Genomic DNA, 26,116 nt, shown 5'->3' with positions numbered 1-26,116 from the left:
AAAATACTTAAAATTTGTAGTAAGGAAAGATATCATATGCAGAAATGGATAAGCATTTTGGGAATCATTTTTATATTGACTGGATGTAAAATGTCTGAAGCTCCAACAAGTTTAATGGGAGCTCCTGCAAATGAAAAATGGATTAATGAATTAAAAGAGCAAATAGATAAAGATTTGCCTGTTAATTATCGGTTGCTTACTCCAATGTCTAATAAAGATAAACAGATGATTTGGTCAATGGATTTTAAACAAGATAATAAGAAGGAAGCGATTGTATTTTATAAAGTACCGAATGAAGATCGGAGTATATATTTAGCTATTTATGCAGAAAGCAGCAATGGCTGGAAACTAAAGTCCACTCATACATTTGATGGTGAGAATATAGATATCGTTAAAGTCGGTGATTTTACAGGGAACGGGAAGCGAGAGTTATTAATTGGAATCTCGGTAAGTCGTGAATCTTTAGAACATGTAATGTATGTATTTTCGGAAGAAAATGATGATATGAAGGAGATTTATAATCGGCAATATACGAAGTTATTTATAGAGGATTTAAATGAAAATGGTCTTAATGATATAAGCCTTGTTACTTATAAAAAAGATGAGCAATTGAAAGTTGAGTTCATTGAACAGTTTAAGACTATGTCTGAAGTTACATTTGATCCATATATAAATAGTATTCAACGAATACAAATGGGGCGTATTTCTAACATGTCAAAGGCAGTTGTAATTGATGCAGGAGTTGGAGCTCATTCAGGTATAACATATGTAGCAAAATTTGATAAGGATCATTATGAGGGACTACCTATAGATGGGAAAGAAGATTTATTCAATGATTATGTTGTGGAAAGTAAAGACGTTAATGAAGACGGCATTATTGAATTTGTTCGTACTGTGCGTCCGAAAGGTTGGGAAGAGGTATCGTATGGAGAGAGCACGATGTTTGAACGTTATATACAGTGGAGTGAAGAGGGAATTAAGCCGATAGAAGAAAGATATATCAATATAGAGAAAGGTTATTTTGTCAAAATCCCTCAAGCGCTAATTGGAAAAATAACTGTCCCAGTTCAGCACGAAGCACCGGATGTTCAAAAATTTATAGATGCAACTACAAATGAAATATGGCTTGAAGTCCATATTTTTAAGCGTAAAGAATGGTTCAAAATAAAAGGATACGAGGCAGCAATTAAAACGGCTTCTCATGTATATGCAGTACCGAAGCAATCAAAATTTGAAAAAATGAAAGCATATATAAAACCGCTAGCGGATTATCAACAAGAGTAGGGAGGTGGGAATTATGTCAACAATTTTAGTTTTAGAAGATGAAATACCAATCCGTAGCTTTATTGTCTTAAATTTGAAACGTGCTGGATTTTATGTATTAGAAGCTAGTACTGGAGAAGAAGCGTTACAGATTTTAAGTGAACATACTGTTGATGTAGCGTTACTTGATGTTATGTTACCGGGGATCGATGGTTTTCAAGTTTGTAAAGCTATCCGGGAAGAAAATAAAAAAATGGGTATTATTATGTTAACCGCACGTGTACAAGATGAAGATAAAGTACAAGGGCTAGGAATTGGTGCAGATGATTATATCGCAAAGCCGTTTAGTCCAGTAGAATTAACTGCACGAATACAATCTTTACTAAGAAGAATAGAAGTACATGAAGAAAAAACGAATACAATCACGTCTGGTCCGTTTGCGTTAAATATCATAGAAGAAAGATTATATAAAGGTGGACAATTAGTTGATTTAACCCCCACAGAGTACATGATATTACAGTATTTAATGAATCAGGCTTCGAAGCCGGTTTCGCGTGATGAAATTTTAAATATGATTTGGGGAACCAATTACGTAGGCGAGACGAAAGTCGTCGATGTAAATATGAGACGGTTACGTCAAAAGATAGAATGTAATCCGTCAGAACCAGAGTTTATCCATACTGTGTGGGGAAAAGGATATGTGTGGAAGGAAACTATAAGATGAGACGGAAAGTGACTTTATATTTTATGACGGTCATTACACTAATGCTTGTATTATTTGAAGTAGCATTTTCAGTTTCTATTTATCGATATTATTATAACGGCATTGTGCAGTATGTTGAATCTCATGCAAAGACAAGTACACGTTTTTTCTCGGAATACAATTCACTATATTTTATTCGTTTGCAAGAATATAGTGGAGAAATAATTGAGAGTTTCCAATTAGAAGGAACTGAATTACAATTGATTGATCGGCACGGTACAATTATACAATCGTCAAGTGGGCAAAAGGTTGAAGGTAAAGTGAGTATTCCTTATTCTTTACTAGAGGGGGAAATGTATCACCAAGTTATTACTACGAAAGATAATGAAAAACAATTAGAAGTATTAAGTCCACTCGTACATCAAGGGCAAACTATCGGTGTTTTAAAATATACGACTGTTTTAACACATGTAAATGCAAAGATTATTGAAATTATTATGTTTACTATTTCAGTTGGAATTGTCATTTCAGGTATCGTATTCTTAATCAGTAGACGATTGGCGAATTCGTTTGTGAAACCTATCGAATCTATTATTCATGCTTCTTCGCAAATTGCGGAAGGTACATTAAAGGAGCAAATTAAAGAGGATTATCCTGGTGAATTAGGTAAGTTAGCACATAGTTTAAATTATATGGCCGATAAAATAGAAAAGGCTGAGCAAATGAAAAATGAATTTATTGCCTCTATTTCTCATGAAATACGAACACCTTTAACAGGAATTAAAGGGTGGAGTGAGACATTAAAAACAGTAGATCATTTAACCGATGAAGAAATAAAGCAAGGTATGGGAATTATTTCAGGTGAAACAGACCGATTGATTCATTTAGTAGAAGAGTTACTAGATTTTTCAAGATTGCAGTCAAATCATTTTAATTTATATAAACAAAAAGTGCAATTGTACGATATACTAGAAGAGACGATTTGGCAATTAACTCCTAAATCAGAAGAGAAACAGATTCATCTAGTTGCTAATTTAGAACGAGTAGAACTAGTAGGAGATCGAAATAGACTAAAACAAGTTTTCCTAAATATTATTCATAATGCTATTAAATATTCAAATGAAAAAAGTACAGTTTACATTGAAGCGACCAAAAGTGAGGGACAAGCCGTGATTAAGGTGACAGATCAAGGTATTGGAATTGCTAAAGAGCATCTACCATTTATAGAGCAGTCATTTTATCAGATTAATAACCATATTGAAGGCGCAGGCATTGGATTGGCTATTGTAAAAAAAATGGTGGAGCTTCATGGTGGTACGCTTAGTATTACAAGTAGAGAAAGTGTAGGAACAACAATTTTGATAAAACTCCCACTATAATTTATATAAAGTTTATATAGTGTAATAAAAATAAATAGATGTATAATTATATTGGGTGATTTATATATAAGATTAATAGGGAGAGGAATTCGATAGAATGGAAAAGGCTTTTAAAATTAAACGAGTTGCAGTTGTTTTAATAGCGATTGCAATAGTAGCTATTGGGTATTTCATGTTTCAGTCTATTACTTCACCAGCAAAAGCTGTTGCGAAACAAGAAAATGTAGTGCAGCTTGCAAGTGAACAATCGAAAGTTGAAATGAATAAAACGGCACCAAGTCGTTTTAACGGAAAGGAAAGAAAAGTTGCTTATCTTACATTTGATGATGGGCCAGGAAAATATACGGCTGAATTATTAAATATGTTAAAACAGCATGATGCGAAGGCGACATTCTTTTTAATCGGAGCGAATGTAAAAGCGTTTCCTGATTTAGTAAAACGTGAAAATGCAGAGGGTCATTATGTTGGAATGCATAGTATGACACACAATTTTGCGAAGTTATATAAAAATGGCGAATATGTTAATGAAATGAAAGAAGATCAAAGCTTAATCGCAAATATTATTGGAAAATCACCTCAATTAACACGTCCACCATACGGGTCGATGCCTGGTTTAAATGAAGGCCTTCGAAACAAAGTAGTAGAGGGTGGTCTTAAAGTATGGGACTGGACAATTGATTCTTTAGACTGGAAATACAATAAAGTACCAGTCGATGCAGCGGCAGCACAAATCGCTCAAAATGTATTAGCTGGTGCAACAAATCCTCAAGAAGTCATTTTAATGCATGATATTCATCCGCAATCAGTTGCAGCTGTGCCAGCAATATTAAAGGGTCTAAAAGAAAAGGGTTATGAGTTTGAAGCATATCATGAAGAGAATCACTTCCCAGTGAACTTCTGGCATGATAACCGTATGTAATGGAGGAATTGAAGTTGAAATATGGAAAAGTAGCAGTAGTTGGAGCATTATCAGTAGGATTATTATCAGGTTGTTTTGGTGAAAAGCCAGAAGAAAATTTATTTACGGCTTTTGAAGCAGCAGCTACACAAGAAAAATCTTTGGCAGATGACACAAAAAAATTAGAGAAGTTAGAACAGCAAGGACAAGAACTCTATTCTCAAATTTTGCAAGAAGGTAAAGAGCATAATGAAGCAGTTTCAAAGAAAATAGAGCAAGCTACTGCAAATGTAGACGAGCGTGAAAAAGTATTGAAAAACGAGAAGGAACAGTTAGAAAAAGCGCAGAAAGAAACGACATCTGTTCAAAGTAATATTGAAAAACTCGAAGATAAGAAATTACAAAAACAAGCAAAAACAGTAGAAGAATCGTATAAAAATCGTTATGATGCCTTCCAAAAGATGAATGAGAATTACACGAAGGCGTTAGCGACTGAAAAAGAACTGTATGAAAAATTAAAAGTAAAAGAAACGAAATTAAAAGAAATTGGTGAAAAAGTTAAAACTGTTAATGAGTTAAATGTGGAAGCGCAAAAGGCGAAAGAACAATTTAATAAACATACAAAAGAGTATAATGATAATAAATTAGCATTTTATAAAGATGCACAAATTAAGATTAAAGAACAAAAATAAAGAAGTATCTTAATTACGATAAAAAATCTATAGAAAAGCCGAAAAAACATTATAATAAAAAATGTTTTTTCGGCTTTTGTCGTTAAATGAATAGAAAAGACTGGAATTGATATCATAAAAGAGTTATAGTGTATTATTCGAAGGGAAACATTGTAAAGTAAGGAGAATGAATTATGTCATATGAATTTTTATTCAAATTAGGTTTAGCACTCTTTTTAGGATTATTCATCGGAATAGATAGGCAGCTAAAGAATAAACCGCTTGGTGTGAAAACAAGTATGGTTATTTCCGTAGCGAGTTGTTTAATTACAATGGTTTCAATTGAATCAGTGAATGTTTATTCTGTACCGGGTCATACAAATATGGATCCAATGCGTCTTGCTGCCCAGATTGTAAGTGGTATCGGTTTTCTTGGAGCAGGGGTAATTTTACGAAGAAGTAATGATGTTATTTCGGGATTAACGACAGCCTCTATGGTATGGGCGGCTTCAGCATTAGGTATTGCAATTGGAGCTGGATTTTATATACAAGCGACGGTTGCTATGATTTTAATTATTTTAGCGATTAACGTACTTCCTCAAATTGTGAAAATTGCAGGTCCGTATTCATTACGACAAAAGGATTTATCTATAAAAATTACTGTAAAAGAGCATCAAGAGTTAGATGGTATATTTAAGCAAATTAAAAATTTAAATATGCAAGTGAAGCGAGTGAAAATTAAAGATATTGATAATGGGACATTTCAGCAATTGGAGATGGTCATTTTAGCCCCAGAAGATTTATATACAACTGAGTTATATAGTTCACTAAAAGAGATTGATCGTGTTGTTTCAGTTGAAGTTGAAAGTAGATAAAAAAGAGTGATGAAAATTCACTCTTTTTTTAATGCATACAAAACATTTTGCTATAATTATTGTCTAAGGGGATGAGTATGGTGGAGATACATATTAGAAGGGCAATAAAAGATGATATTTCGGCAATTGCAAAAGTGCATGTGGATAGTTGGAAAACAACGTATAAAGGGATATTCTCTAATGAAATTTTAGACAATATAACGTATGAACAACGAGAAAAGCTATGGGAAAGTATATTTCAAAAAGAAGACGGGCATCAATATAGGTTTGTAGCAGAAACGTTAAATGGTAAAATAATTGGATTTATCGATGGGGGAGTTGAAAGAACAGGTACATATAATTGTGATGGGGAATTATATGCAATATACATTTTACAAGAATATCAAGGAATGAAGATAGGACAAAGATTATTTCATGCTTTACTATCTGATTGTAAAAAAGATAATATGCAATCTCTGTTAGTTTGGGTGGTTGCTAATAATCCTTCTAAAAAGTTTTATGAAAAATATAGTCCGGAAAAAATTGACACGAAACTTTTAGAAAGACTAAATGTAGAAGAAATAGCATATGCTTGGCGAGATATGGATTGTTTATACAAATCACTATCAATATAGAATTCGATAATATTATTATGTAAACTTAATCTATAAGAATGAAAAAATACATCAATTATTATATTGATGTATTTTTTTTGGTGGATTAAATGTTTTGAAAAGGTGAAAAGTTTAGCTAGATAAAAAAATTCTGAAATATATCTTGAAATGATTATCATTATCAACTAGAATCATAGATGATAATAAAATTCAACTGTCAGAAGTTTTACAAAAAAATGATAGTGTTCGTCTAAAAGAGGAGGAGCAGTATGCAGCATGCGAAACAAATCGCGGAACATGCAACAATACAAAGCTTTTTAAATTGTTATTTAAGAGAAACAGGAAGTGGAGAATGGATTACGGAGGATAAAAGGATAGAAAATATTTTCTGCCATTCATTTCAAAGAGACGCTATCCCCACTTATTTATGCTGTCGGTTATCGACACAAAACGTTACTTTGTATGGGGAAGTGATATATAAATCGTCAACGGATCGTCATCTATTTGGAGAACAATTTTATTACCAAATTGGCGAAAATAAAAATGTTATTAAAGCAGATTATATTACGGTTATTATGTTTTTAATAAAGGAAATGTCTATTAACTATGGAGAAGGTACGAATCCTGATGAACTTATGCTTCGAGTTATTCGTAGTTGTCAAAATATTGAGAAGTTTATTCAAGGAAGGGAGCAGGATACGGCTGAATTATATGGTTTCCATACAACTTTTATAGAGGCGGAGCAATCTTTATTATTTGGACATTTAACTCATCCTACACCAAAGAGTAGACAAGGTATATTGGATTGGAAAAGTTCAATGTATTCTCCTGAATTAAAAGGGGAGTGCCAACTTCACTATTTTAGGGCACATAAAAGTATAGTAAGTGAAAAGTCATTGTTACAAGATTCCACAACGGCGATGATAAAAAAGGAATTAAAGTACGATGAAAAGGTTAATCAAGAATTTATTGAAAAGTACTGTCAAGAAGATGAATATTCATTAATTCCAATCCATCCGCTACAAGCAGAATGGCTATTACATCAATCTTATGTGCAAAATTGGATGAATCAAGGTGTACTTGAATATATCGGTCCAGTAGGTAAGTGTTATATGGCGACATCATCGCTTAGGACGTTATATCATCCTAATTCCAAGTACATGCTTAAATTTTCATTCCCTGTAAAGGTGACGAATTCAATGCGTATTAATAAATTGAAGGAACTTGAGAGTGGACTTGAAGGTAAGGCAATATTGAATACTAAAATTGGAGAGGTGTTAGAAAAGTTTCCAGGATTTGACTTTATATGTGATCCGGCCTTTATTACTTTAAAATACGGGGCACAAGAGTCTGGATTTGAAGTGATTATTCGAGAAAACACATTTTATAGTGAAAATGAAAATGATGCAACGCTTATCGCTGGATTAGTACAAGATGCAATTCCGGGTGAAAGAACTCGTTTAGCAAATATAATCCATCGTTTAGCGGATTTAGAAGGTAGAAGCTGTGAAGAAGTAAGTTTAGAGTGGTTTAGACGATATATGAATATCTCTTTAAAGCCAATGGTATGGATGTATTTACGTTATGGCGTTGCATTAGAAGCGCATCAACAAAATAGTGTTGTTCAATTGAAAGATGGTTATCCAGTTAAGTTTTATTTCCGTGATAATCAAGGTTTTTATTTCTGCAATTCAATGAAATCAGTGCTAGATAATGAACTAGCCGGTATTGGCGAACGTACTGGGAATTTATATGATGATTACATTGTAGATGAAAGATTTCGTTACTATTTAATTTTCAATCATATGTTCGGACTAATTAATGGTTTTGGTACAGCAGGATTAATAAAGGAGGAAATTCTTCTTTCGGAATTAAGGTCTGTACTTGAATCGTTCCTTCCATATAACCGCGAACCTTCTACATTTTTAAGTGAATTGTTGGAAGAAAATAAATTGGCATGTAAAGCAAATTTGCTAACGAGATTTTTCGATGTTGATGAACTGACAAATCCTTTAGAGCAAGCAATTTATGTAAAAGTAGATAATCCACTCGTTAGAGAAGTGGCTGTTCGTTCATAAGTAGTGTTAAAATTTCACGTAATACAGATAATGGAATTTGATATTCCGTACTATAGCGGAGGGATTTATGAAAGAAGAAGTTTATCACACAAAAATATTGAAGGCACTCCAATCAAAAGAGTACCTCTCAGTAAGAAGAAGAGTATTCCGACAGTTAGTAGAATCGTTAATTTATGAAGAAATCATTACGCCGATTCGTATACAAAAGGGAGAGCAAATACGTTTTATTATACAAGGCCTTGATGAAAAGAATCAAAATGTAACATACCAGTGCTATGGAGAAGAACGTATGACATTTGGGCGTATTTGTTTACATGACTCATTAATAATGAGAGTTCAAGATGAGGAAGAAGAAATACAATCAGTTTCACAATTTTTACAGGAGATTTTTCAAATTGTTCAAGTGGATCGAATGAAATTGAATTCTTTTATTCAAGAATTAGAACAAACAATCTTTAAAGATACGATTGCACAATATGAGAGAAGTTGTGAAGAAGACTATATTGTGAAGTCTTATGATGAGCTTGAAAGTCATTTAATAGATGGACACCCGTATCATCCTAGCTATAAAGCACGCATCGGATTTCAATATCGTGATAATTTTCAATATGGATTTGAATTTATGCAGCCAATGAAAATTATATGGATTGCAGTTCATGAGAAATATACGACTGTAGGCTATGAAAGTGAAGAGAGTTATAACTGTACCTTTAAAGAAGAAATTGGTGAAAAGAAAATCGAAGAGTATATGGATCGTATTCGAAAAATGGACTGCGATTCGAAGAAGTATATGTTTATACCTGTTCATCCTTGGCAGTGGGAGAACTTTATTATTCCGAATTATACTGACCATATACAGGATAAATATATTATTTATTTAGGGAAATCAGAAGATGATTATTGCGCGCAGCAGTCGATGCGGACATTAAGAAATGTTACGAACCGAGCGAAACCATATGTAAAGTTATCAATGAATTTACTTAATACTTCAACCATCCGTACATTAAAACCACATTCGGTTGTGAGTGCACCTGCTATATCGAATTGGTTAAAAGATATAGTAGATCATGATCCGTATTTAAGGGATGAATCGCGTTTAATTTTGTTACATGAATTTTCGAGTGCTACGTACGATGTGAATAAAAAAGCTACATATGGCTCATTAGGATGTATTTGGCGTGAAAGCGTTCACAAATATTTAGATAAGAAAGAAGAGGCAATCCCATTTAACGGTTTATATGCCAGGGGAAAAGATGGGACACCAATTATTGATTTGTGGTTAAAGAGATATGGAGTAGAAAGCTGGTTAAGATTGCTTATTCAAAAAGCAATTATCCCAGTTGTACACCTCGTTGTAGAGCATGGAATCGCATTAGAATCACATGGACAAAACATGATTTTAGTTCATGAAGAAGGAATACCAGTCCGTATTGCACTAAAAGATTTTCATGAAGGACTGGAGTTTTATCGTCCATTTTTGAAAGAACTCGGAAAATGTCCTGACTTTACTAAAATGCATAAAACATATGCGAATGGTCAAATAAATGATTTCTTTGAAATGGACCGTATTGAATGTTTGCAAGAAATGGTTTTAGATGCGCTGTTCCTGTTCAATCTAGGTGAATTGGCTTTCGTGCTGGCAGATGAGTATCAGTTGAAAGAGGAACAATTTTGGATCATTCTTGTTGAAGAAGTAGAAGATCATTTTGAAAGATTCTCACATTTGAAAGAACGTTTTGAAGCATTACAATTATATGCACCTACATTTCATGCAGAGCAATTAACGAAGCGTCGTTTATATATGGATGTGGAATCGCTTGTTCATGAAGTTCCAAATCCATTGTATAGAGCAAGGCAACTTACAATACAAAAATCAGTTGTTACAGGGGGAAATCATGCTAATCGTTAATAAACAAGAATTTAGCAAATATGATTTTGAATTGAGATTACAAGGTTACGAGGGAGTGGAACAATTTCAAGAAGCAGAAGGAAATAGATTTGCACTTTGTCTGAAAGACCCATTCGACATTATTACGCTTGTGTTTTTCCTAAAAGAAAAAAGAGCATCTGTATTACTTATTCATGAAGATACGCCAAAGGATACAGCTATTGAAATGGCAAAGCGCGCAAAGTGTACTGCACTTTTATACGGAGAAAGTAACGACTTTACAAAATTAGAAGTTTCAAATCTATTACAAGAAGAACCGTCTTTATTACAATATAGTTCAGGTACAACAGGAGAGCCAAAACTAATTCGTAGAGCATGGACGGAAATTGAAACGGAAATTGCTGCTTACAATGAAGCTTTAAAATGTGAAGAAGATGAAGTGCCAATTGTAATGGCTCCAGTTTCACATTCATACGGATTAATTTGTGGCACGTTATCAGCAATTACGAGAGGTAGCAAGCCTATAATCATCACAAATAAAAACCCTAAATTCGCATTAAATATAATTCGTAATACCGAAAAACATATCATATACGCAGTACCACTTATGTTACATATTATGGGGAGTTTCCCACAAGGGACGTTTCAGTTTCATAAAATTATGACATCAGGATCACCTTTGCCAGAAACGCTATTCTATAAGTTAAAGGGTATGACGAAATACATGATGCAGCAGTACGGCTGTTCTGAAGCTGGTTGCATTAGTATATGTCATGCTATGGAAACACATTTGGATTTAGGAAAACCACTTCCTCATGTAAGTATTAATATAGGTTCAAATGAAGATGACCCTGAAGAAATCGTAGTGAAAATTGCTGAAAAGGAGATTTATACAAAAGATTTAGGGTATAAATCTGAGCAAGGTCTTCATTTTATGGGGCGAATAGATGATGTTATTAATGTGTCCGGTCTAAAGGTCTTTCCTATAGAAGTGGAAGAAACGATGCTTCGACTCGAAGGTATTCAGGAGGCGATTGTATACCGGGGCAAGCATCCTGTGATGGGAGAGATAGTAAAAGCGAAAGTAGTCTCTCGTATTGAACCAGTACAAATAAGAGAATGGTGCATACAGCATTTACCGTCTTATAAAGTGCCACATGAAATTGAAAATGTAGCAGAGATTCCGAAAAATAAAACAGGGAAAGTAAGTCGGAAGTTATTAGAGATGGGAGAGACAACAACATGAGTCGTGAAATGTTAAAAGAAGCAGTATTAAGCATTATGAGAGAAAAAATGGAACTGAAAAATGTAACGCATTTAGAAGAAACGATGCGTTTAAATCAAGATTTATATATAGATTCGGTAATGATGTTACAGCTCATAGTATACATAGAAATGGATTTAAAGCTATGCGTTCCAGAGGATGAGATAGATCCAAAGGCGTTTCTTACTGTAGGATCTTTGCTTGACTTTATGGAAGAGTTGCAGCCGTTACACGAAGTAAATGTGAATAACTAACCTTTTAGGAAAGTGGATGAGAGTATGACTTCAATTAAAGTTCACTGTTTAGTGAGTTGTTTTTGTGAAATTATAAAAAGGCGTAGCGATATAGATTTCCGTCCATTTTATTTCGGATTATGGGATGGAGATTTTGATATAACAGAAGGCGGGATTATTTCTTATCATTCCGAAAACATTAACCATGATAACTACTTACTCTGGTATGAAAAATTGTATGGTATTAAAGTGAACGAATGGTACGATCATTCAAAAGATAAAAGTAGCAATGTAGAAACATTTTTAGAATTAGTAGAAAATAAGCCTGAAAATCGTTACGTAATTGTAATGGTTGACATGTCTTTATTGCCTGAGAGAGAAAATAAGTTTCATCAAAAACCGTTTCCGCATTACTTAATGATATCGAAGACAGAGAAAGAAGAGGAATGGTTCATGCTTGATCCTGATTTTCGCTGGGAAGGGAATATGGAAAGAGAAAAAGTGCTCCATTCTGTTAAAGACAACCCATTTGGTGGAGGTTATTTCATTGATATAGAAGGAATTCAGGAGCCAACAAAAGAGATGGTAGAAAGTTATTTCATGGAAACATTCAAAAAAGATGATAATGAACTAACAATGGAATTAAAAGAATTAATAATAAAAATGGTAAATGAAGAGAATGGGTATTCACTTTCCAGGCTCGTAACGGCAGTAAAGCAAATACCCGTATTGGCAATACGTAAATATAGCTATGAACATGCCTTTGCATACTTCCGTGAAACTTTACAATATTCGGAGCAAGAATTTGATTATTGGTGTGATCGAGTGGAAGACATTGTACAAGGATTTACAAATGTACAGTACCGTGCTATTAAGATGGCAATGACAAATAATAAAGATATGTTATTACCAATTGTTGAAAAACTTGATGAAATGAATACAATTGAACTGCAGATTAAGGATGAACTAGAGAAACAGTTTCTGTTATGGAAAGATATGGAGATAAATCAGTCTGTCTTAACTAATACAAGTTCATTGAATTTAAGATAAGGGAGTTCAAACCTATGAAATATTCGCTATGTACAATTTCATTTCGCCATCAACTAATTTCATTTACTGATATTGTTCAATTTGCATATGAAAACGGTTTTGAAGGAATTGAGTTGTGGGGGACTCATGCACAAAATTTATATATGCAAGAGCGTGAAACGACAGAACGAGAAATAGATTATTTAAAGGATAAAAATTTAGAGGTCACGATGATAAGTGATTACTTGGACATATCATTATCAGCAGATTTTCAAAAAACGATGGAAAAATGTGAACAGCTGGTAACACTAGCTAATTGGTTTAATACAAATAAAATTCGTACATTTGCCGGGCAAAAAGGTAGTGAGGATTTCTCGGAACAAGAGAGAAAAGAGTATGTGAAGCGAATTCGCATGATTTGTGATCTATTTGCTCAGTACAATATGTATATACTATTAGAAACGCATCCAAATACGTTAACGGATACTTTGCCGTCTACTTTGAAATTGTTAGAAGAAGTAAATCATCCATATTTAAAAATAAATCTTGATTTTCTTCATATATGGGAGTCTGGTGCAGACCCTGTAGATAGTTTTCAGCGACTAAAGCCGTGGATACAACATTACCATTTTAAAAATATATCATCAGCGGAGTATTTACACGTGTTTGAACCAAATAATGTATATGCGGCTGCTGGAAGTCGTATAGGAATGGTTCCATTATTTGAAGGTATTGTAAACTATGATGAAATCATCCGGGAAGTGAGCAATACTGATCATTTTGCTTCGCTTGAATGGTTTGGGCATAATGCGAAAGATATATTGAAAGAAGAAATGAGAGCATTAACAAATAGAAAATTAGAAGTAGTAACTTTATAAGGTGAAATGATGAAAGAGTCTCATTTAGAAGACTCTTTTTTTTATTTTAGTAATAACCAAAAATTACCATGTATTTAATTTCGGATTTGATACAATTTAATATATATAAGGAGGTGATCGGTAATGGCTAGAAATCGTAACGCTAATCAATTAGCATCACATGGAGCACAAGCAGCTCTAGATCAAATGAAATATGAAATTGCACAAGAGTTTGGTGTACAGCTTGGAGCTGATACTTCTTCACGTGCAAACGGTTCTGTAGGCGGTGAAATTACAAAACGCCTTGTAGCGATGGCAGAACAACAGCTTGGTGGCGGATATACTCGCTAAATGTAGAAGGTTATAGGAGAAAGGAAGGATTCTTCCTTTCTTTTTTATTTTCAATTAATTGGTATGGATATATTGTGAACAGGATTCAAAGAATAGAAGTAATGCTATATTTTATCCAATTTCTTTTGTTGTAAATGGAATGTAGTAAAGATGCAATAGCCCTGGTGGAATGTAAACATAATTTCCAGCAGGGCTATTATATGGTAAGAAATATATGATGAAAGGTTCCGAAATCAACATGTTAAAAAAAGAAAACTGTTGTTTAATTGCACTTGCATCAGTTCCACTTGTTATGACGCTAGGTAATTCAATGCTTATTCCAATCCTGCCAACGATTGAAAAGAAATTACATATTTCATCTTTCCAAGTATCCATGATAATTACAATTTATTCTATCATTGCAATTATACTTATACCGATTGCTGGTTATTTATCAGATAGATGGGGACGAAAGATGGTAATGGTTCCAAGTTTATTAATTGCAGCTATTGGAGGAGCGATAACGGGCTGGGTATCATGGAAAGTTGATAACCCTTATGTTTGGATTCTTATCGGAAGAGCAATTCAAGGGATAGGTGCTGCTGGTGCTATGCCAGTTGTCATACCATGTGTCGGTGATTTATACAAAGATGAAAAACAGGTTAGTGCAGGTTTAGGAATTATTGAGACGTCAAATACATTTGGAAAAGTATTGAGTCCCATATTAGGATCAGCTCTTGCAGCTATTGTATGGTTCTTACCTTTTTGGGCGATTCCAGTTTTATGTGCAATATCGATTGTTTTACTACTGGTACTAGTAAAGGCGAAGAAACAAGAAGAAGAAGTCCCACCACTTAAAGAATTTATTCAATCTATTATCTCTACGTTTCGAGAAAAGGGAAGATGGTTAATTGCCATTTTTATACTAGGTGCAATTATTATGCTTATTTTATTCGGAATACTTTTTTATCTGTCAACTATACTGGAGTCGAAGTACGACATTCATGGTATATGGAAAGGGTGTGTACTTGCTATTCCTTTGCTTGTACTATCACTTAGCTCATATATGGCTGGTAAAAAAATTGGAGATAAACAAGATATTATGAAAAAGTGTATTTATATTGGATTTTTACTGGCTGCTGCATCTGTCTTCTTACCTTTATTCCTAAAAGGAATCTATTTGCTACTTCTTTGCCTCGTTATTATGGGGATAGGAATTGGTATTGCGTTACCGTGTTTAGATGCTCTTATTACACAAGGGGTTGAAAAAGAGCAGAGGGGGACAGTTACGTCATTTTATAGTTCAATGCGATTTATCGGTGTAGCAGCTGGACCACCCCTGTATTCTTTTTTTATGAAAGGGGCAGACCATGAAGTGTTTTATTTAACAAGCATCTTCGCTGCTATTGGTGCTGTCATAGCAATTATTTGGATTAAACCAGCAAAAGATAAAATGATGTTAAAACAGAAACCGGAACCAACTTCATAATGCGAAAGAGAATTGCATGCTAATTACATAACATGCAATTCTCTTTAATTAGTTAGGAAAAATAACTTGTTTTAACATATAAAGTGCGACTCCCCATATGATTAGCCCTGAAAATTTATTTAATACTATAATCGTTTTTCCTGTCGAGTCAAATCCTTTTAGAAATTTTCCAGCAAAAGCTAAACTAATAAACCAAATCCAAGAAACTATAATTGTTGCAAAAGTGAAAGCCCATTTCTCACTTCCTATGTACTGTATAGAGTTTGTTCCGATTACACCAATTGTGTCTAAAATTGCGTGTGGATTTAGTAATGAAACTGATGCGGCGAAAATAATTTGATTTTTTAAAGGCATGCTTTTTTCTTGTTTTACATCATTTGAAGGATCGCTTCTCCAAATAACCCAACCCATATACATAAGAAAGAAAAATCCAATCATATACAAGGTGGTTGTTAACCAAGAGAAAGTCAAAAGGACAAGGGAGACACCTTGTACAGCAATTAATATTAATAATGTATCACATATAGATGCAGTCAAGACTACAGGAGTAGCTCGCCAAATATTTGGTTGACTAGCGCCTTGGTTAAAGACGAAAACATTTTGGACACCTAATGGAATGATAAGACCAAATGCAAGGATGATACCGTGAATAATTGCTTCACTCATCAGATTACCTCCTACTTAATTTGATTAATTATGATAGTCTATATTGTATAGAAGAAATGAAAATTTGTATCCATCCATATGGTTGGATAGGTTACCAACCATAAAATATGTGAGGTGAGATAATGGAAAGGCTCGTTTGGAAACCTAATATGTCTTCGTCTATTCCTTTATATAAACAAATAGAATCTTATATAAAAGAAAGAATTATTAATGGGGAATGGACAGTTGGAACTAAATTACCTTCACAAAGAGATTTGGCGCATACGTTTGAAGTGAATCGAAGTACAATTGTAATGGCTTTCGATGAATTAGTAGCAAAAGGGTATATTGAGGGGAATGGCCGGAAGGGAACAATTGTTATAAATAATAGTGAGAGTACTTCTACATATGCCCCGCCTCCAAACTGGCAGTCTTATGTAGAAACGGGACTTCATTATCCGAATCTTCCTGCTGTACAAGAGATTAATCAAGCAGAATTTGCTCCCAATGTAATTCGATTAGGAACAGGTGAACTTTCACCGAGTCTCTTGCCTGAGAAAAAGATGAAGGTTGTTATTAGTAAAATTTTACAATCAAGTGTTACACTTGGGTATGAGGAACCGAAAGGAAATCTCCATTTAAGAGAAAAAATTGCGGAATATTTAAAAGGGCACGGGGTATATGTATCTCCTGACTCTATTTTAATTGTTTCGGGAGCAATCCAAGCACTGCAACTTATTTCTATGGGGCTTCTTCCGAAAGGAGCGTCAATTTTATTAGAAAAACCATCATATTTATATTCGCTCAATGTATTTCAATCAGCAGGAATGCGCTTGATTGGAATACCAATGAATGAGAATGGTATAAATACTTCCTATATCACAAAATATAAGAAACAATTTAACGCATCTATCTTATATACAATCCCATCTTTTCATAATCCGACCAATTTTAGTATGAACGCTAAGAAGAGGGAAGAAGTGATGGAGATATGTAATGAAATTGGATTACCTATTATTGAGGACGCGGTATATCAAGATTTATGGTTCGATGCACCAGTTTCAAAGCCTTTAAAGGCATATGATAAAAATGGGATCGTGCTACATATTGGAAGTATGTCCAAAGTCATTAGTCCTGGTTTAAGAATTGGATGGGTTGTTGGATCAGAATCAGTTATTCAAAGATTAGCAGATATAAAAATGCAAACTGATTATGGTTCAAGTTCTATATCCCAGCAGATTGCAGCGGAGTGGTTTGAAAATGGATTGTATGATGAACATTTACAGTTTGTAAGAAGTGAATTGAAAAAACGTAGAGATTTTATGATAAGTATGTTAGAAAAGTATTGTAGTGGCATTGCAACTTGGCATGAGCCAGTAGGAAGCTTTTATATTTGGCTACATATAAATCTACCAATTTCGAATCGTAGTTTATTTGACAAAGCTTTACAAGAAAAGGTGTTGTTAAACCCAGGCACTTTGTATGATAGAAGTGCTAACCAATTTTTACGTCTTTCTTATTCCTATGCAACTGTAGAAGAAATTGAAGTTGGAATAAAAAAAATCGCGCAATTAATTAAAGGGTAAAAGGAGAAAAACATGAAACAATATGTGATTTGCCAAATGATTGATGGAGATAAATATTTAGCTGCTTATGCGGAAACAAAACAGGATGCAATTGAAAAAGCAGAACTGTTAGGATTAAGAACGGGAAACCGTTACATAGTAATTACCGCGGAAGAAGCTGAAGGGTTAACTTATCCTTAAGCAATGTGTGTGGTACGTAGGAGATAAATAAGCCTAGTAATATATGAAATTACTAGGCTTATTTACTATTAAAGCGTCAAGTCTTCTCGTATGAAAATAAAAGTATTATGAGTCAAGTTGACGGAAAAATCGATTGGTTTTGCGATCTTGATTTCCATTTCTATATTCATCAACATATTGTCTGAAGTTCCAAGATTGTAAAAACTTATTTGCGGAGTTATAACCAGAATTGTACAGCCATTCTTTTTCTTCTTTCGTTAACTCAAAATTTGTACTTGTAATCGTCCCTGTAGGAATAGTAATTGTTCTTGCTTTTGATTCTTTATCTAAATGCCGTAAATCATGAGCTTGCATCATTGTTTTAAATAGTCCTTTGAACATGGAAATAGGTTCTTTATAATGGGCAGGATCAGCTTGGATTTCATCTTTTACAAAATGAAATCCAAAAGTCGGCCAGCGAGGAGAGGTAGGGGAGTCGAAAATCCAAATGGGATAATTGCTTAAAATCCCGCCATCAACCATATAACAAGGCTGCTTCCATTTTGGTGTTCTCCATTTTACTGGCTCAAAGAAGAAAGGGATTGTACTACTCATTCTTACTGCTTTAGCGATTGAGAAGCGATAATTTAAAAATCCGTAGCTTGGTAAGTCATCGGGGAAGACAACCATTTTACCGTTGCTTATATCAGAAGCGATAATTTTGAGTTTGTTTAAATCAGGTAAATCTGTAAATAAGTGAACGCCCTTTTTTCGCAGTAATTCTTCAAGCCATTCTTCTATAAATACATTGGAATAAATACCTAGAGTAGACCATGCACTTATTCCTTTACCGATAAACGGGATTCTATCAAGAAAAGTTTTCTTCATAAATTTATTATAATCAATGTCGGTTATTATTGTTTTTAATTCGGAACAAGAATATCCAGCTGCTAAAAGCGCTGCGATAATTGAACCAGCTGATGTTCCAGCTACGCGCTCCCATTCATATCCTTTTTCGGCTAACGCGCAAATTGCCCCCACATGCGCAATTCCGCGTACACCGCCTCCTTCAAAAACACCATCAATTTTCATTGAACATACTTCCTTTCTAAAAAATGAAAATGGAAAAAAAGCACGTATTGTACGTGCTTTTTTACAATAGTTTTTAAGTTTACTAGCAGCCTACAAAGCCGCCCCAACAGCTAGCGCCGATGATGATTAGAAGGATAAATAAAACGATTAATAAAGCGAAACCTCCATAACCACATCCACCACAACTACCGCCGTAACCGTAACCACCGCCGTAACCGCCGCAACTATATCCGTAACCCATGTGGAATTCCTCCTTAAATTAAAAATAAAAATGAACGAGGGGAAAATGTACTGGAAGAAATAAAGAACTATCGTGTTTGTAGGAACAATGTATACTATGCTTTTTTAAACTTGTTCGCGTACGAGGGATAAGCCCGTTTTTTGGAAGGCTTGTTGATTTTACAATGAATGGAGTATAATCTTTGTGCTATGATACAAATAAGTATGTAAATGTAAGGAGAATTTATGAGACAGCAAATTGAAATGTTAATTGATAAATATGGACTGACACATTTAAAAGAGGAACTTATTAATACTGTATTTCCTTGTGTAAAAGTTGTGCCCGAGCAGCAAGAAACGGTTGCGATAGGTAGTTCGAAAATGGGGGGAGTTCCTGATTTACCGGATACATTTGAATATCCAATGTATAAAGGAAATCCGTTACATTTTATCGCACAATTTAATTTAAGTGATTTACAAAACGTTGGTATGGATCACAATCTTCCTAAGACAGGGATGTTATATTTCTTTAGCGTTGAAAATTACTTTGGAGAAGATGTAAATCCAAACGAGGTTGGGCGTGTACTTTATTATGATATCCCTGCAGAGCATTTGCGAAGAGCAGATGAAATACAAGCGAAATATAACCAGTGTGCAATTACTTTTGAACTAACGTATAAATTACCAGAGCTTTTTATTGAAGATGAGGCTGATTCAGATCGTTTCTTGCAATTACTTGAAGAACTAATTCCAGACAACTATGATAATCATCAAATGTTTGGTGAGCCATTCTCTGTACAAGAGGAAGTATTATACGAGACAGGAGAATATATAGGAATAGATCCGCAGCAAATGATGCTCTTATTCCAAATTGATTCAGATACTAAAAATTGTAATATGATGTGGGGAGATTTAGGGATGCTTTATTTCTGTATTGGAAATGAAGACTTGAAAAATCGCCATTTTGAAAATACATGCTGTGTGTTACAAACTTGCTAAAAAAAAGGGTTGTTCTTTTTCTAAAAGAACAACCCTTTTAAAAATGTTAAATATGCATAATCTCATATGACCTATTTTGAAAAGTATTGTATACTCTGAAACTATACGATACTTTTTCGTATAGTTATAGAATGTAAGGAGTGACGAGATGGGAAAGACAAGTAAGTATGTGACAGCTGCCGCACTTTGTTCAACTATAGTAATGGGAGGTTTACACGCGTCATCTGTAACTTATGCAGCTACGAATCCGACTACAGTGACAACACAATCAGATGCAAAGTTGTTAAATGATTTCAGCAAAGAATTAAAAAAACAGATTGATAATCGAGAAGAAAATATTACAATCACATATAAAACAAAAGATAGAAATGCTAGAAATATTATGGATCAATTGTATGGCGAGTTTAATAAAATTGTAGATGCAGATGAGTATGTAAAATATAATGTAGCTTCTACTAAATACTCTATTAAAGGGCTGCCGGGGAACTATACGTTTACACTGCAAGTGAAATACCGTGAATCAAAAGAGCAAACACAGTATGTAAAGTCTCAGGCGAAAGCAATTATCGGTTCAATTGTACAACCAGGAATGGATGAACATGAGAAAGTAAAAGCTATTCATGATTACGTTGTAAAACATGTATCTTATGATACGTCTTATCAAGCGTATACAGCATATGAAGCATTAGCGAATCGTTCTGCAGTTTGCCAAGGATATACATTATTAACATATGAGTTACTAAAAGAAGCAGGTATTCAAAATCATATTGTAACAGGTACAGGGAATGGACAAGCTCACGCATGGAATTTAGTGAACATTGATAACAAGTGGTACCATCTCGATACTACATTCGATGATCCAGTTCCGGATAAAGCTGGGCGTGTGACATATTCATATTTTAATATGTCAGACGAGCAGTTAAGTAAAGATCACGAATGGGATCGTAGCAAATATCCAGCAGCAACTACAAGTTACTTTGGTGAATTAACAAACAAAATAAAAGCTGGTAGTTCAAAAACTGCTGCATATGAACAAATGTTAAAAGAAACAAATTTAAAGTACTTGTCTGCACAATACGGAGCGGAAAATTACAATGAGTTTAAGAAAAAATTACAGCAACAATTTGCTTCCAAGCCAGAAAAAGTAGAAGTACGATATAAGCAGTCAATGGATGGAACAATGCAAGATATAAAGAAAGTATTAAATGAAATAACTTGGCCAAAAGGTGCAAAGCGTGTATCTTATCAAGTTGCGCCATATAGTGCAATGACAGGTTATTCGTTAGCGACAATTACATTTACGTATTAATGAAAAAGAGCATCTTTAAAAGGTGCTCTTTTTGCGTTTTATAATCATTGTATTGACTGTTTTGAATTGTGTGATAAAATAATTGAAAATAGAGGATGTGAAAGCTGAATGAATTTGTTCGAAAATAATATATTTACATTGATATATACTTGTTTAGTAATCGGACTTATCGTTTTGTTTTTTGTATCATTTACTCTGTTCATTAAAAGATTATTGCAAAACAACACTATGAAAAAACAACATGTGATCAATATGAATCAGAAGTTAGATCGGATTATTGAATTGCTTGAAAAAGATAAAAAAGAATGATGGAAGATGTATAAAAAGGAGAAGGAAATGGCGAATTATATAAAGGAATTACGTGAAAAAATAGGGCATGATTATGTTATTTTAAATTTTGCAGGTGGTTGTTTATTTAATGAACTTGGTGAAGTGCTTCTGCAAAAAAGAGGAGACTTTAATACTTGGGGATTTCCGGGCGGTGCAATGGAAATCGGGGAATCTGCGGCAGAAACTGCGATTCGAGAAATTAAAGAAGAAACTGGGTATGATGTAGAAATACATGAGCTTATTGGAGTGTATACAAAATATTTTCAAACATATCCAAATGGAGATAAAGCACAGACAATTGTGATGTGCTTTTCATGCTCAATAATTGGAGGGAATAAAAAAATAGACGGTGATGAAACGTTAGATTTGAAATTTTTCCCATTAGACAAAATGCCTCCGTTATTTTGTAAACAACATGAAGATTGCTTGCAAGATTTATTGGAGAAAAGAGTAGGGGTATATCGCTAACATATAAAAAAGAAGCTAAAAAATTAGCTTCTTTTTTATGTTCTATTTCCACCAATCATCAAACATTGACGCTGGTACTTGTCTTTTATGTTCACTCACTGTGTAACGCTTTTCGATTTTTTCTGCAACGTCAGCTGGAACTGATTTACCTTCTAAATAATCATCTAATTGATCGTAAGTAATGCCTAATTCTGTTTCATCAGCTTGACCTGGCTTTTCATCTAATAAATCAGCTGTTGGCATTTTTAAGTAAAGTCGCTCATCTGCACCTAACTCTTGTAATAAAGCACGTCCTTGGCGCTTCGTTAATCCTGTTAATGGTAATAAATCTGCACCACCATCTCCGAATTTTGTAAAGAATCCTGTTACAGCTTCTGCGGCATGATCTGTTCCGATAACAAGTAGACCTTTTTGTCCACCAATTGCATATTGTGTAACCATACGGATACGAGCTTTCACGTTACCTTTATTGAAATCAGTTAATGATTCACCTAATAAGTTCTCGTATTGATTTGAAAAAGCATCAACGGTTGAAGCGATATCAAATGCAGTTGATTGATCAGCTTGAATAAATTGTAATGCTAATTGTGCGTCATCTTCATCCTTTTGCACTTTGTAAGGAAGACGTACAGCGATAAACGTTGCGTTACCACCTTCGTTACGAATTTCTTCAACTGCAAGCTGTGCTAAGCGTCCTGCTAATGTAGAGTCTTGGCCGCCGCTAATTCCAAGTACAAATCCTTTCGCACCTGTTTTTTTCACATAATCTTTTAAGAAATCAACTCGTTTACGAATTTCTACTTTCGGATCAATTACAGGCTGAACATGTAATGCTTTCATAATCTGTTCTTGTAATGTCATTATGTTTTCCTCCTATTCATATTAAAGCGGTAAATAAAAAAATTTTATGTATATATATATTGGTACATACTTCTATCCTTTATTATTTCGCAAAACTAACGAATATACAATAGGATGTGTGTATGAATATGAATGTAGTCATTATAATGAAACCGCTTCGTTTAAGCAATTTTTTTACCTTTCAAAAATGTAAGGTTTTTGTCATTTGAATCGATGGAAGGTATTTCCCTACTTTATTACTATAAAAGCATAGTTAGTAGAAGGGCGGAGAAGTAATATGAACATTAGAGAACTCGCATATCGGAATGTAACGCGAAATAGACGGACATATTCAGCATATTTTTTGAGTAGTGCATTTGCTATTATGGCTTTTTTTGTATATTCATTTTTTGCGTTTCATCCGGCATTAAGTGCAGGAGAATTAGGAAAGTATGTATTTGTAAGTATGTCGTTTGCACAGTCTATTATTTACGTATTTACATTCTTTTTTATTTTATATTCAATGGGAATGTTTTTAAAAACGAGAAAGCGTGAACTAGGAATTTTAATGATGCTTGGTATGACGAAATATCAATTAAAGCGTCTTATCTTCTTTGAAAATATTATGATTGGAATAGGGGCAATTATTTTCGGGATTCTTTCAGGTATGTTGTTTTCAGGAGTATTAATTTTTGTAGCTCCAATGATATTAAAACTAGATATTTCCTTATCCTATTACATACCAATGAAAGCAGTTGTTGTAACGAGTATTATGTTTTTTATATTATTTATGATCATTTCATTATTTAGTGCTGGAATGGTTCGTAAAAATAATATTATGAAATTGTTTAGAGGATCAGCAGAGGCGAAGCCAGAACCGAAAGCATCAATTATTTCTTCTATATTAGCAGTAGTATTGCTTAGTGCTGGTTATACAGGCGCTCTTATGTCACATGGTGCTATGGTATTTGTGATGATGATTCCAGTTACAACGGTAGTCATTATCGGTACGTATTTGCTGTACAAGCAGTTGAGTGTCTTTATTATTCGGCTATGTAAAAAAAGTAAACGTTTCTATTGGACACAGACAAATATTATTACGTTGTCAGATTTAGCGTACCGTATGAGAGATAACGCAAGAATGTTCTTTATTGTAACGATAATTTCAACTGTAGCATTTTCGGCAATAGGTACATTAGTTGGCTTTACATCAATGACGAAAGGGATTATGGAGAGACCAATTGCGTTTCATTACCACTCTAACCAAGGGAATAGTAATGAATCACAGCATCTGAAGATAATTGATGAGGGACTAAAAAAACATAATATAGTAGCTTCAAAAACTAATATTTCATCTAAGAAAACGGAGGAGCAGTCATTAAGAAACGCCATTTTTATAAAAGAATCAGATTATAAGGAATATGCAACGTTAACAGGAGAAGCATTTAACGCCGTATCAAATAAAAAGGCTTTATTTTTGTCAGTCGAAATACCAGGACCACCGATGAAAGAAAGAAAAGAAATTACTTTACCAAACATGAATGAACCTTTACATGTGAAAAAAGTAAATACCTCTTCATTAAGTAAAATACTAAGAGGTAACGTTTATGTAATCTCTAATAATCAATATGATGCATTACAAGATGGATTTAAAGAGGAAAAAGATTATGTGTACAAAACAGACGGAACGAAAGATGAAATTGAGGTGGGTAAAGAACTAACTCATCAGATGAAGCCTTATCAAGAACATGCAACGTTTAGTGCAGAAGAGTACGAACAACACCAAAGTTTACAAATCGCAGGACCAATTTTATTTGTAGGTTTCTTTATTGGTATTGTATTTTTCGTATGTGCAGGAAGCTTCCTTTACTTCCGTTTATTTTCAGATTTGGAGGATGATACTCGTTTATTTGAAATGATTCGAAAAGTTGGCTTAACGAGTGGGGAATTATCGAAAGCAGTTACAATCCGATTGGCACTTTTATTCTTCGTTCCGATAGGTGTTGCAACATTACATGGGGCAGTAGCGTTAACTGCGTTAGGACAGATGTTTGAGTACTCACTGTTTAAAGAGAATACGATTGTATTAAGTATTTTTGTAAGTATTCAAGTTTTGTATTTCGTCACTATACGAGCTCGTTATTTAAAACAATTGAAAGAAAGATTGAATATTCGTTAAATGTGTTTTTTTAACTTTTGTACTATATTTTCTAAAAAGAGTAAGCCATTACCAAATATATAGTGATAAAATGAACATAGCGAGGTGAAAAAAATAATAGAGAGTAAGGGGGGAGTAACATGAAAGCGACAGGAATTATTCGAAAAGTAGATGAATTGGGACGGATAGTTATTCCTAAAGAATTACGAGATGTATTAGGAATACAGATCAAATCACCACTTGAAATTTTTGTAGAAGAAGACAAAGTCATTTTACAAAAATATCAACCTTACAATGCTTGTCAAATAACAGGTGATGTTTCAGACCAAAATATTTCATTAGCAAATGGAAACATTACTGTTAGTATAGAAGGCGCAAAACATGTAATAAAAGAAATTGAGCAGTTTTTGAAAAAGAGTGAGATTTAGTCTTAATTTATCCCGCTACTTGTGGGCAGTAAAACTTCCACCTCAAAACTCGGCTGAAGCAAAGAAGTTAGGTGGAAGCCCTGCTGCCCGTAAACGCCTGATTGGTGAGGGCTAATAATCAGTGGGGGATGAACACCCCCACTGATTATAGTTTCACTTTATATTATTCTTTTGAAAAACTGAAAAATAAAAGGACCATTTAATGGGTCCTTTTATTTTGTTTGTTGAGAAACATTTGAGAGGAAGGGAAATGGAACGAATAAAACGAATGTTAAAACTAAACGTATTCAATAGTGGTCTGAAATGAAAATAATACATTTTCAGGAGGGATTA

At 33.9% G+C, this 26,116-nt stretch carries 27 protein-coding genes; 23 read left to right on the top strand and 4 right to left on the bottom strand.

Annotated features, from left to right (window positions below; all coding sequences use genetic code 11):
- The first annotated feature begins 36 nt into the window (after nt 1-36).
- The 15 genes from QCI75_RS17220 to bcbE all read left to right on the top strand — a co-directional run bounded on the left by QCI75_RS17220 (nt 37) and on the right by bcbE (nt 15,550).
- Nucleotides 37-1,284: a hypothetical protein gene (locus QCI75_RS17220; RefSeq protein ID WP_144505973.1), complete on the top strand. Its 1,248-nt coding sequence runs from the start codon at nt 37-39 to the stop codon at nt 1,282-1,284.
- Nucleotides 1,285-1,297: 13 nt separating this feature from the next.
- Nucleotides 1,298-1,987: a response regulator transcription factor gene (locus tag QCI75_RS17215; RefSeq protein ID WP_353760887.1), complete on the top strand. Its 690-nt coding sequence runs from the start codon at nt 1,298-1,300 to the stop codon at nt 1,985-1,987.
- Nucleotides 1,984-3,345 (top strand): sensor histidine kinase, encoded by a 1,362-nt coding sequence (locus QCI75_RS17210; RefSeq protein WP_353761556.1) that lies wholly within the window; start codon nt 1,984-1,986, stop codon nt 3,343-3,345. The genes QCI75_RS17215 and QCI75_RS17210 overlap by 4 nt, the downstream gene beginning before the upstream one ends.
- A gap of 97 nt (nt 3,346-3,442) precedes the next feature.
- Nucleotides 3,443-4,264 (top strand): peptidoglycan-N-acetylglucosamine deacetylase, encoded by an 822-nt coding sequence (locus QCI75_RS17205; RefSeq protein WP_070141911.1) that lies wholly within the window; start codon nt 3,443-3,445, stop codon nt 4,262-4,264.
- Nucleotides 4,265-4,278: 14 nt separating this feature from the next.
- Nucleotides 4,279-4,935, top strand: coding sequence for a YkyA family protein (locus tag QCI75_RS17200; protein WP_144505970.1), 657 nt, complete (start codon nt 4,279-4,281; stop codon nt 4,933-4,935).
- A gap of 173 nt (nt 4,936-5,108) precedes the next feature.
- On the top strand, nt 5,109-5,789 hold the full coding sequence (locus QCI75_RS17195; protein ID WP_070141915.1) for an MgtC/SapB family protein: 681 nt from the start codon (nt 5,109-5,111) through the stop codon (nt 5,787-5,789).
- Nucleotides 5,790-5,866: 77 nt separating this feature from the next.
- On the top strand, nt 5,867-6,403 hold the full coding sequence (locus QCI75_RS17190) for a GNAT family N-acetyltransferase (protein WP_353760886.1): 537 nt from the start codon (nt 5,867-5,869) through the stop codon (nt 6,401-6,403).
- A gap of 248 nt (nt 6,404-6,651) precedes the next feature.
- Complete coding sequence (locus tag QCI75_RS17185) at nt 6,652-8,460, top strand: IucA/IucC family protein (protein ID WP_144505968.1); 1,809 nt, start codon at nt 6,652-6,654, stop codon at nt 8,458-8,460.
- A 67-nt stretch (nt 8,461-8,527) separates the two neighbouring features.
- Complete coding sequence (locus QCI75_RS17180; RefSeq protein WP_144505967.1) at nt 8,528-10,369, top strand: IucA/IucC family protein; 1,842 nt, start codon at nt 8,528-8,530, stop codon at nt 10,367-10,369.
- Nucleotides 10,356-11,594, top strand: a complete 1,239-nt coding sequence (locus QCI75_RS17175) for an AMP-binding protein (protein WP_144505966.1) — start codon at nt 10,356-10,358, stop codon at nt 11,592-11,594. The genes QCI75_RS17180 and QCI75_RS17175 overlap by 14 nt, the downstream gene beginning before the upstream one ends.
- Nucleotides 11,591-11,866, top strand: coding sequence for a petrobactin biosynthesis protein AsbD (asbD, locus tag QCI75_RS17170; RefSeq protein ID WP_002158241.1), 276 nt, complete (start codon nt 11,591-11,593; stop codon nt 11,864-11,866). Before QCI75_RS17175 ends, asbD begins: the two co-directional genes overlap by 4 nt.
- 24 nt (nt 11,867-11,890) lie before the next feature.
- Nucleotides 11,891-12,895, top strand: a complete 1,005-nt coding sequence (locus tag QCI75_RS17165) for a DUF6005 family protein (RefSeq protein ID WP_353760885.1) — start codon at nt 11,891-11,893, stop codon at nt 12,893-12,895.
- A gap of 14 nt (nt 12,896-12,909) precedes the next feature.
- On the top strand, nt 12,910-13,752 hold the full coding sequence (locus tag QCI75_RS17160; RefSeq protein ID WP_144505964.1) for a sugar phosphate isomerase/epimerase family protein: 843 nt from the start codon (nt 12,910-12,912) through the stop codon (nt 13,750-13,752).
- Nucleotides 13,753-13,875: 123 nt separating this feature from the next.
- A complete protein-coding gene (locus QCI75_RS17155; protein ID WP_000113539.1) occupies nt 13,876-14,082 on the top strand; it encodes an alpha/beta-type small acid-soluble spore protein in 207 nt (68 codons plus the stop codon).
- Nucleotides 14,083-14,296: 214 nt separating this feature from the next.
- Nucleotides 14,297-15,550: a bacillibactin exporter BcbE gene (gene bcbE / locus QCI75_RS17150; RefSeq protein WP_144505963.1), complete on the top strand. Its 1,254-nt coding sequence runs from the start codon at nt 14,297-14,299 to the stop codon at nt 15,548-15,550.
- Between the two features lie 48 nt (nt 15,551-15,598).
- Here the strand turns inward: bcbE and QCI75_RS17145 are convergent, their stop codons facing one another.
- On the bottom strand, nt 15,599-16,216 hold the full coding sequence (locus QCI75_RS17145; RefSeq protein ID WP_353760884.1) for a LysE/ArgO family amino acid transporter: 618 nt from the start codon (nt 16,214-16,216) through the stop codon (nt 15,599-15,601).
- Nucleotides 16,217-16,338: 122 nt separating this feature from the next.
- Here QCI75_RS17145 and QCI75_RS17140 point away from each other — a divergent pair, with 122 nt between their 5' ends.
- Both QCI75_RS17140 and QCI75_RS17135 read left to right on the top strand, forming a co-directional pair.
- Entirely contained in the window at nt 16,339-17,781 is a 1,443-nt protein-coding gene (locus QCI75_RS17140) for an aminotransferase-like domain-containing protein (protein WP_144508938.1), read from the top strand.
- A gap of 12 nt (nt 17,782-17,793) precedes the next feature.
- On the top strand, nt 17,794-17,961 hold the full coding sequence (locus QCI75_RS17135; protein ID WP_000816387.1) for a DUF3933 family protein: 168 nt from the start codon (nt 17,794-17,796) through the stop codon (nt 17,959-17,961).
- Between the two features lie 105 nt (nt 17,962-18,066).
- On the opposite strand, the gene QCI75_RS17130 is transcribed toward QCI75_RS17135, so the two are convergent.
- Nucleotides 18,067-19,032: a patatin-like phospholipase family protein gene (locus QCI75_RS17130; RefSeq protein WP_353760883.1), complete on the bottom strand. Its 966-nt coding sequence runs from the start codon at nt 19,030-19,032 to the stop codon at nt 18,067-18,069.
- Nucleotides 19,033-19,114: 82 nt separating this feature from the next.
- Nucleotides 19,115-19,273, bottom strand: a complete 159-nt coding sequence (locus tag QCI75_RS17125) for a YjcZ family sporulation protein (protein ID WP_000540422.1) — start codon at nt 19,271-19,273, stop codon at nt 19,115-19,117.
- A gap of 224 nt (nt 19,274-19,497) precedes the next feature.
- Between QCI75_RS17125 and QCI75_RS17120 the strand changes: the two genes are divergently transcribed.
- The 4 genes from QCI75_RS17120 (at nt 19,498) to QCI75_RS17105 (ending at nt 22,357) form a co-directional block, all read left to right on the top strand.
- Complete coding sequence (locus QCI75_RS17120) at nt 19,498-20,250, top strand: YwqG family protein (RefSeq protein ID WP_353760882.1); 753 nt, start codon at nt 19,498-19,500, stop codon at nt 20,248-20,250.
- Between the two features lie 148 nt (nt 20,251-20,398).
- Complete coding sequence (locus tag QCI75_RS17115; RefSeq protein WP_144508547.1) at nt 20,399-21,559, top strand: transglutaminase domain-containing protein; 1,161 nt, start codon at nt 20,399-20,401, stop codon at nt 21,557-21,559.
- A gap of 108 nt (nt 21,560-21,667) precedes the next feature.
- A complete protein-coding gene (locus QCI75_RS17110) occupies nt 21,668-21,868 on the top strand; it encodes a DUF4083 domain-containing protein (RefSeq protein WP_002200812.1) in 201 nt (66 codons plus the stop codon).
- A 27-nt stretch (nt 21,869-21,895) separates the two neighbouring features.
- Nucleotides 21,896-22,357 carry an NUDIX hydrolase gene (locus QCI75_RS17105; protein WP_353760880.1) on the top strand — a complete coding sequence of 154 codons (462 nt, stop codon included), beginning with the start codon at nt 21,896-21,898 and terminating at the stop codon, nt 22,355-22,357.
- A gap of 42 nt (nt 22,358-22,399) precedes the next feature.
- Here QCI75_RS17105 and nadE read toward each other — a convergent pair whose 3' ends face one another.
- Nucleotides 22,400-23,218 carry an ammonia-dependent NAD(+) synthetase gene (gene nadE, locus QCI75_RS17100; RefSeq protein WP_000174898.1) on the bottom strand — a complete coding sequence of 273 codons (819 nt, stop codon included), beginning with the start codon at nt 23,216-23,218 and terminating at the stop codon, nt 22,400-22,402.
- Nucleotides 23,219-23,495: 277 nt separating this feature from the next.
- On the opposite strand from nadE, the gene QCI75_RS17095 reads away from it, so the two are divergent.
- Nucleotides 23,496-25,376, top strand: coding sequence for an FtsX-like permease family protein (locus QCI75_RS17095; protein ID WP_353760879.1), 1,881 nt, complete (start codon nt 23,496-23,498; stop codon nt 25,374-25,376).
- 119 nt (nt 25,377-25,495) lie between these two features.
- Nucleotides 25,496-25,783, top strand: coding sequence for an AbrB/MazE/SpoVT family DNA-binding domain-containing protein (locus tag QCI75_RS17090; RefSeq protein WP_000648281.1), 288 nt, complete (start codon nt 25,496-25,498; stop codon nt 25,781-25,783).
- The last annotated feature ends 333 nt before the right edge of the window (nt 25,784-26,116 follow it).

This window comes from Bacillus cereus group sp. RP43 (assembly GCF_040459645.1).
GTDB classification, from domain to species: Bacteria; Bacillota; Bacilli; order Bacillales; family Bacillaceae_G; genus Bacillus_A; species Bacillus_A mycoides_C.
The sequence above is the reverse complement of the archived record's forward strand: the minus strand, read 5'-3'. Positions and strand labels throughout refer to the sequence as shown.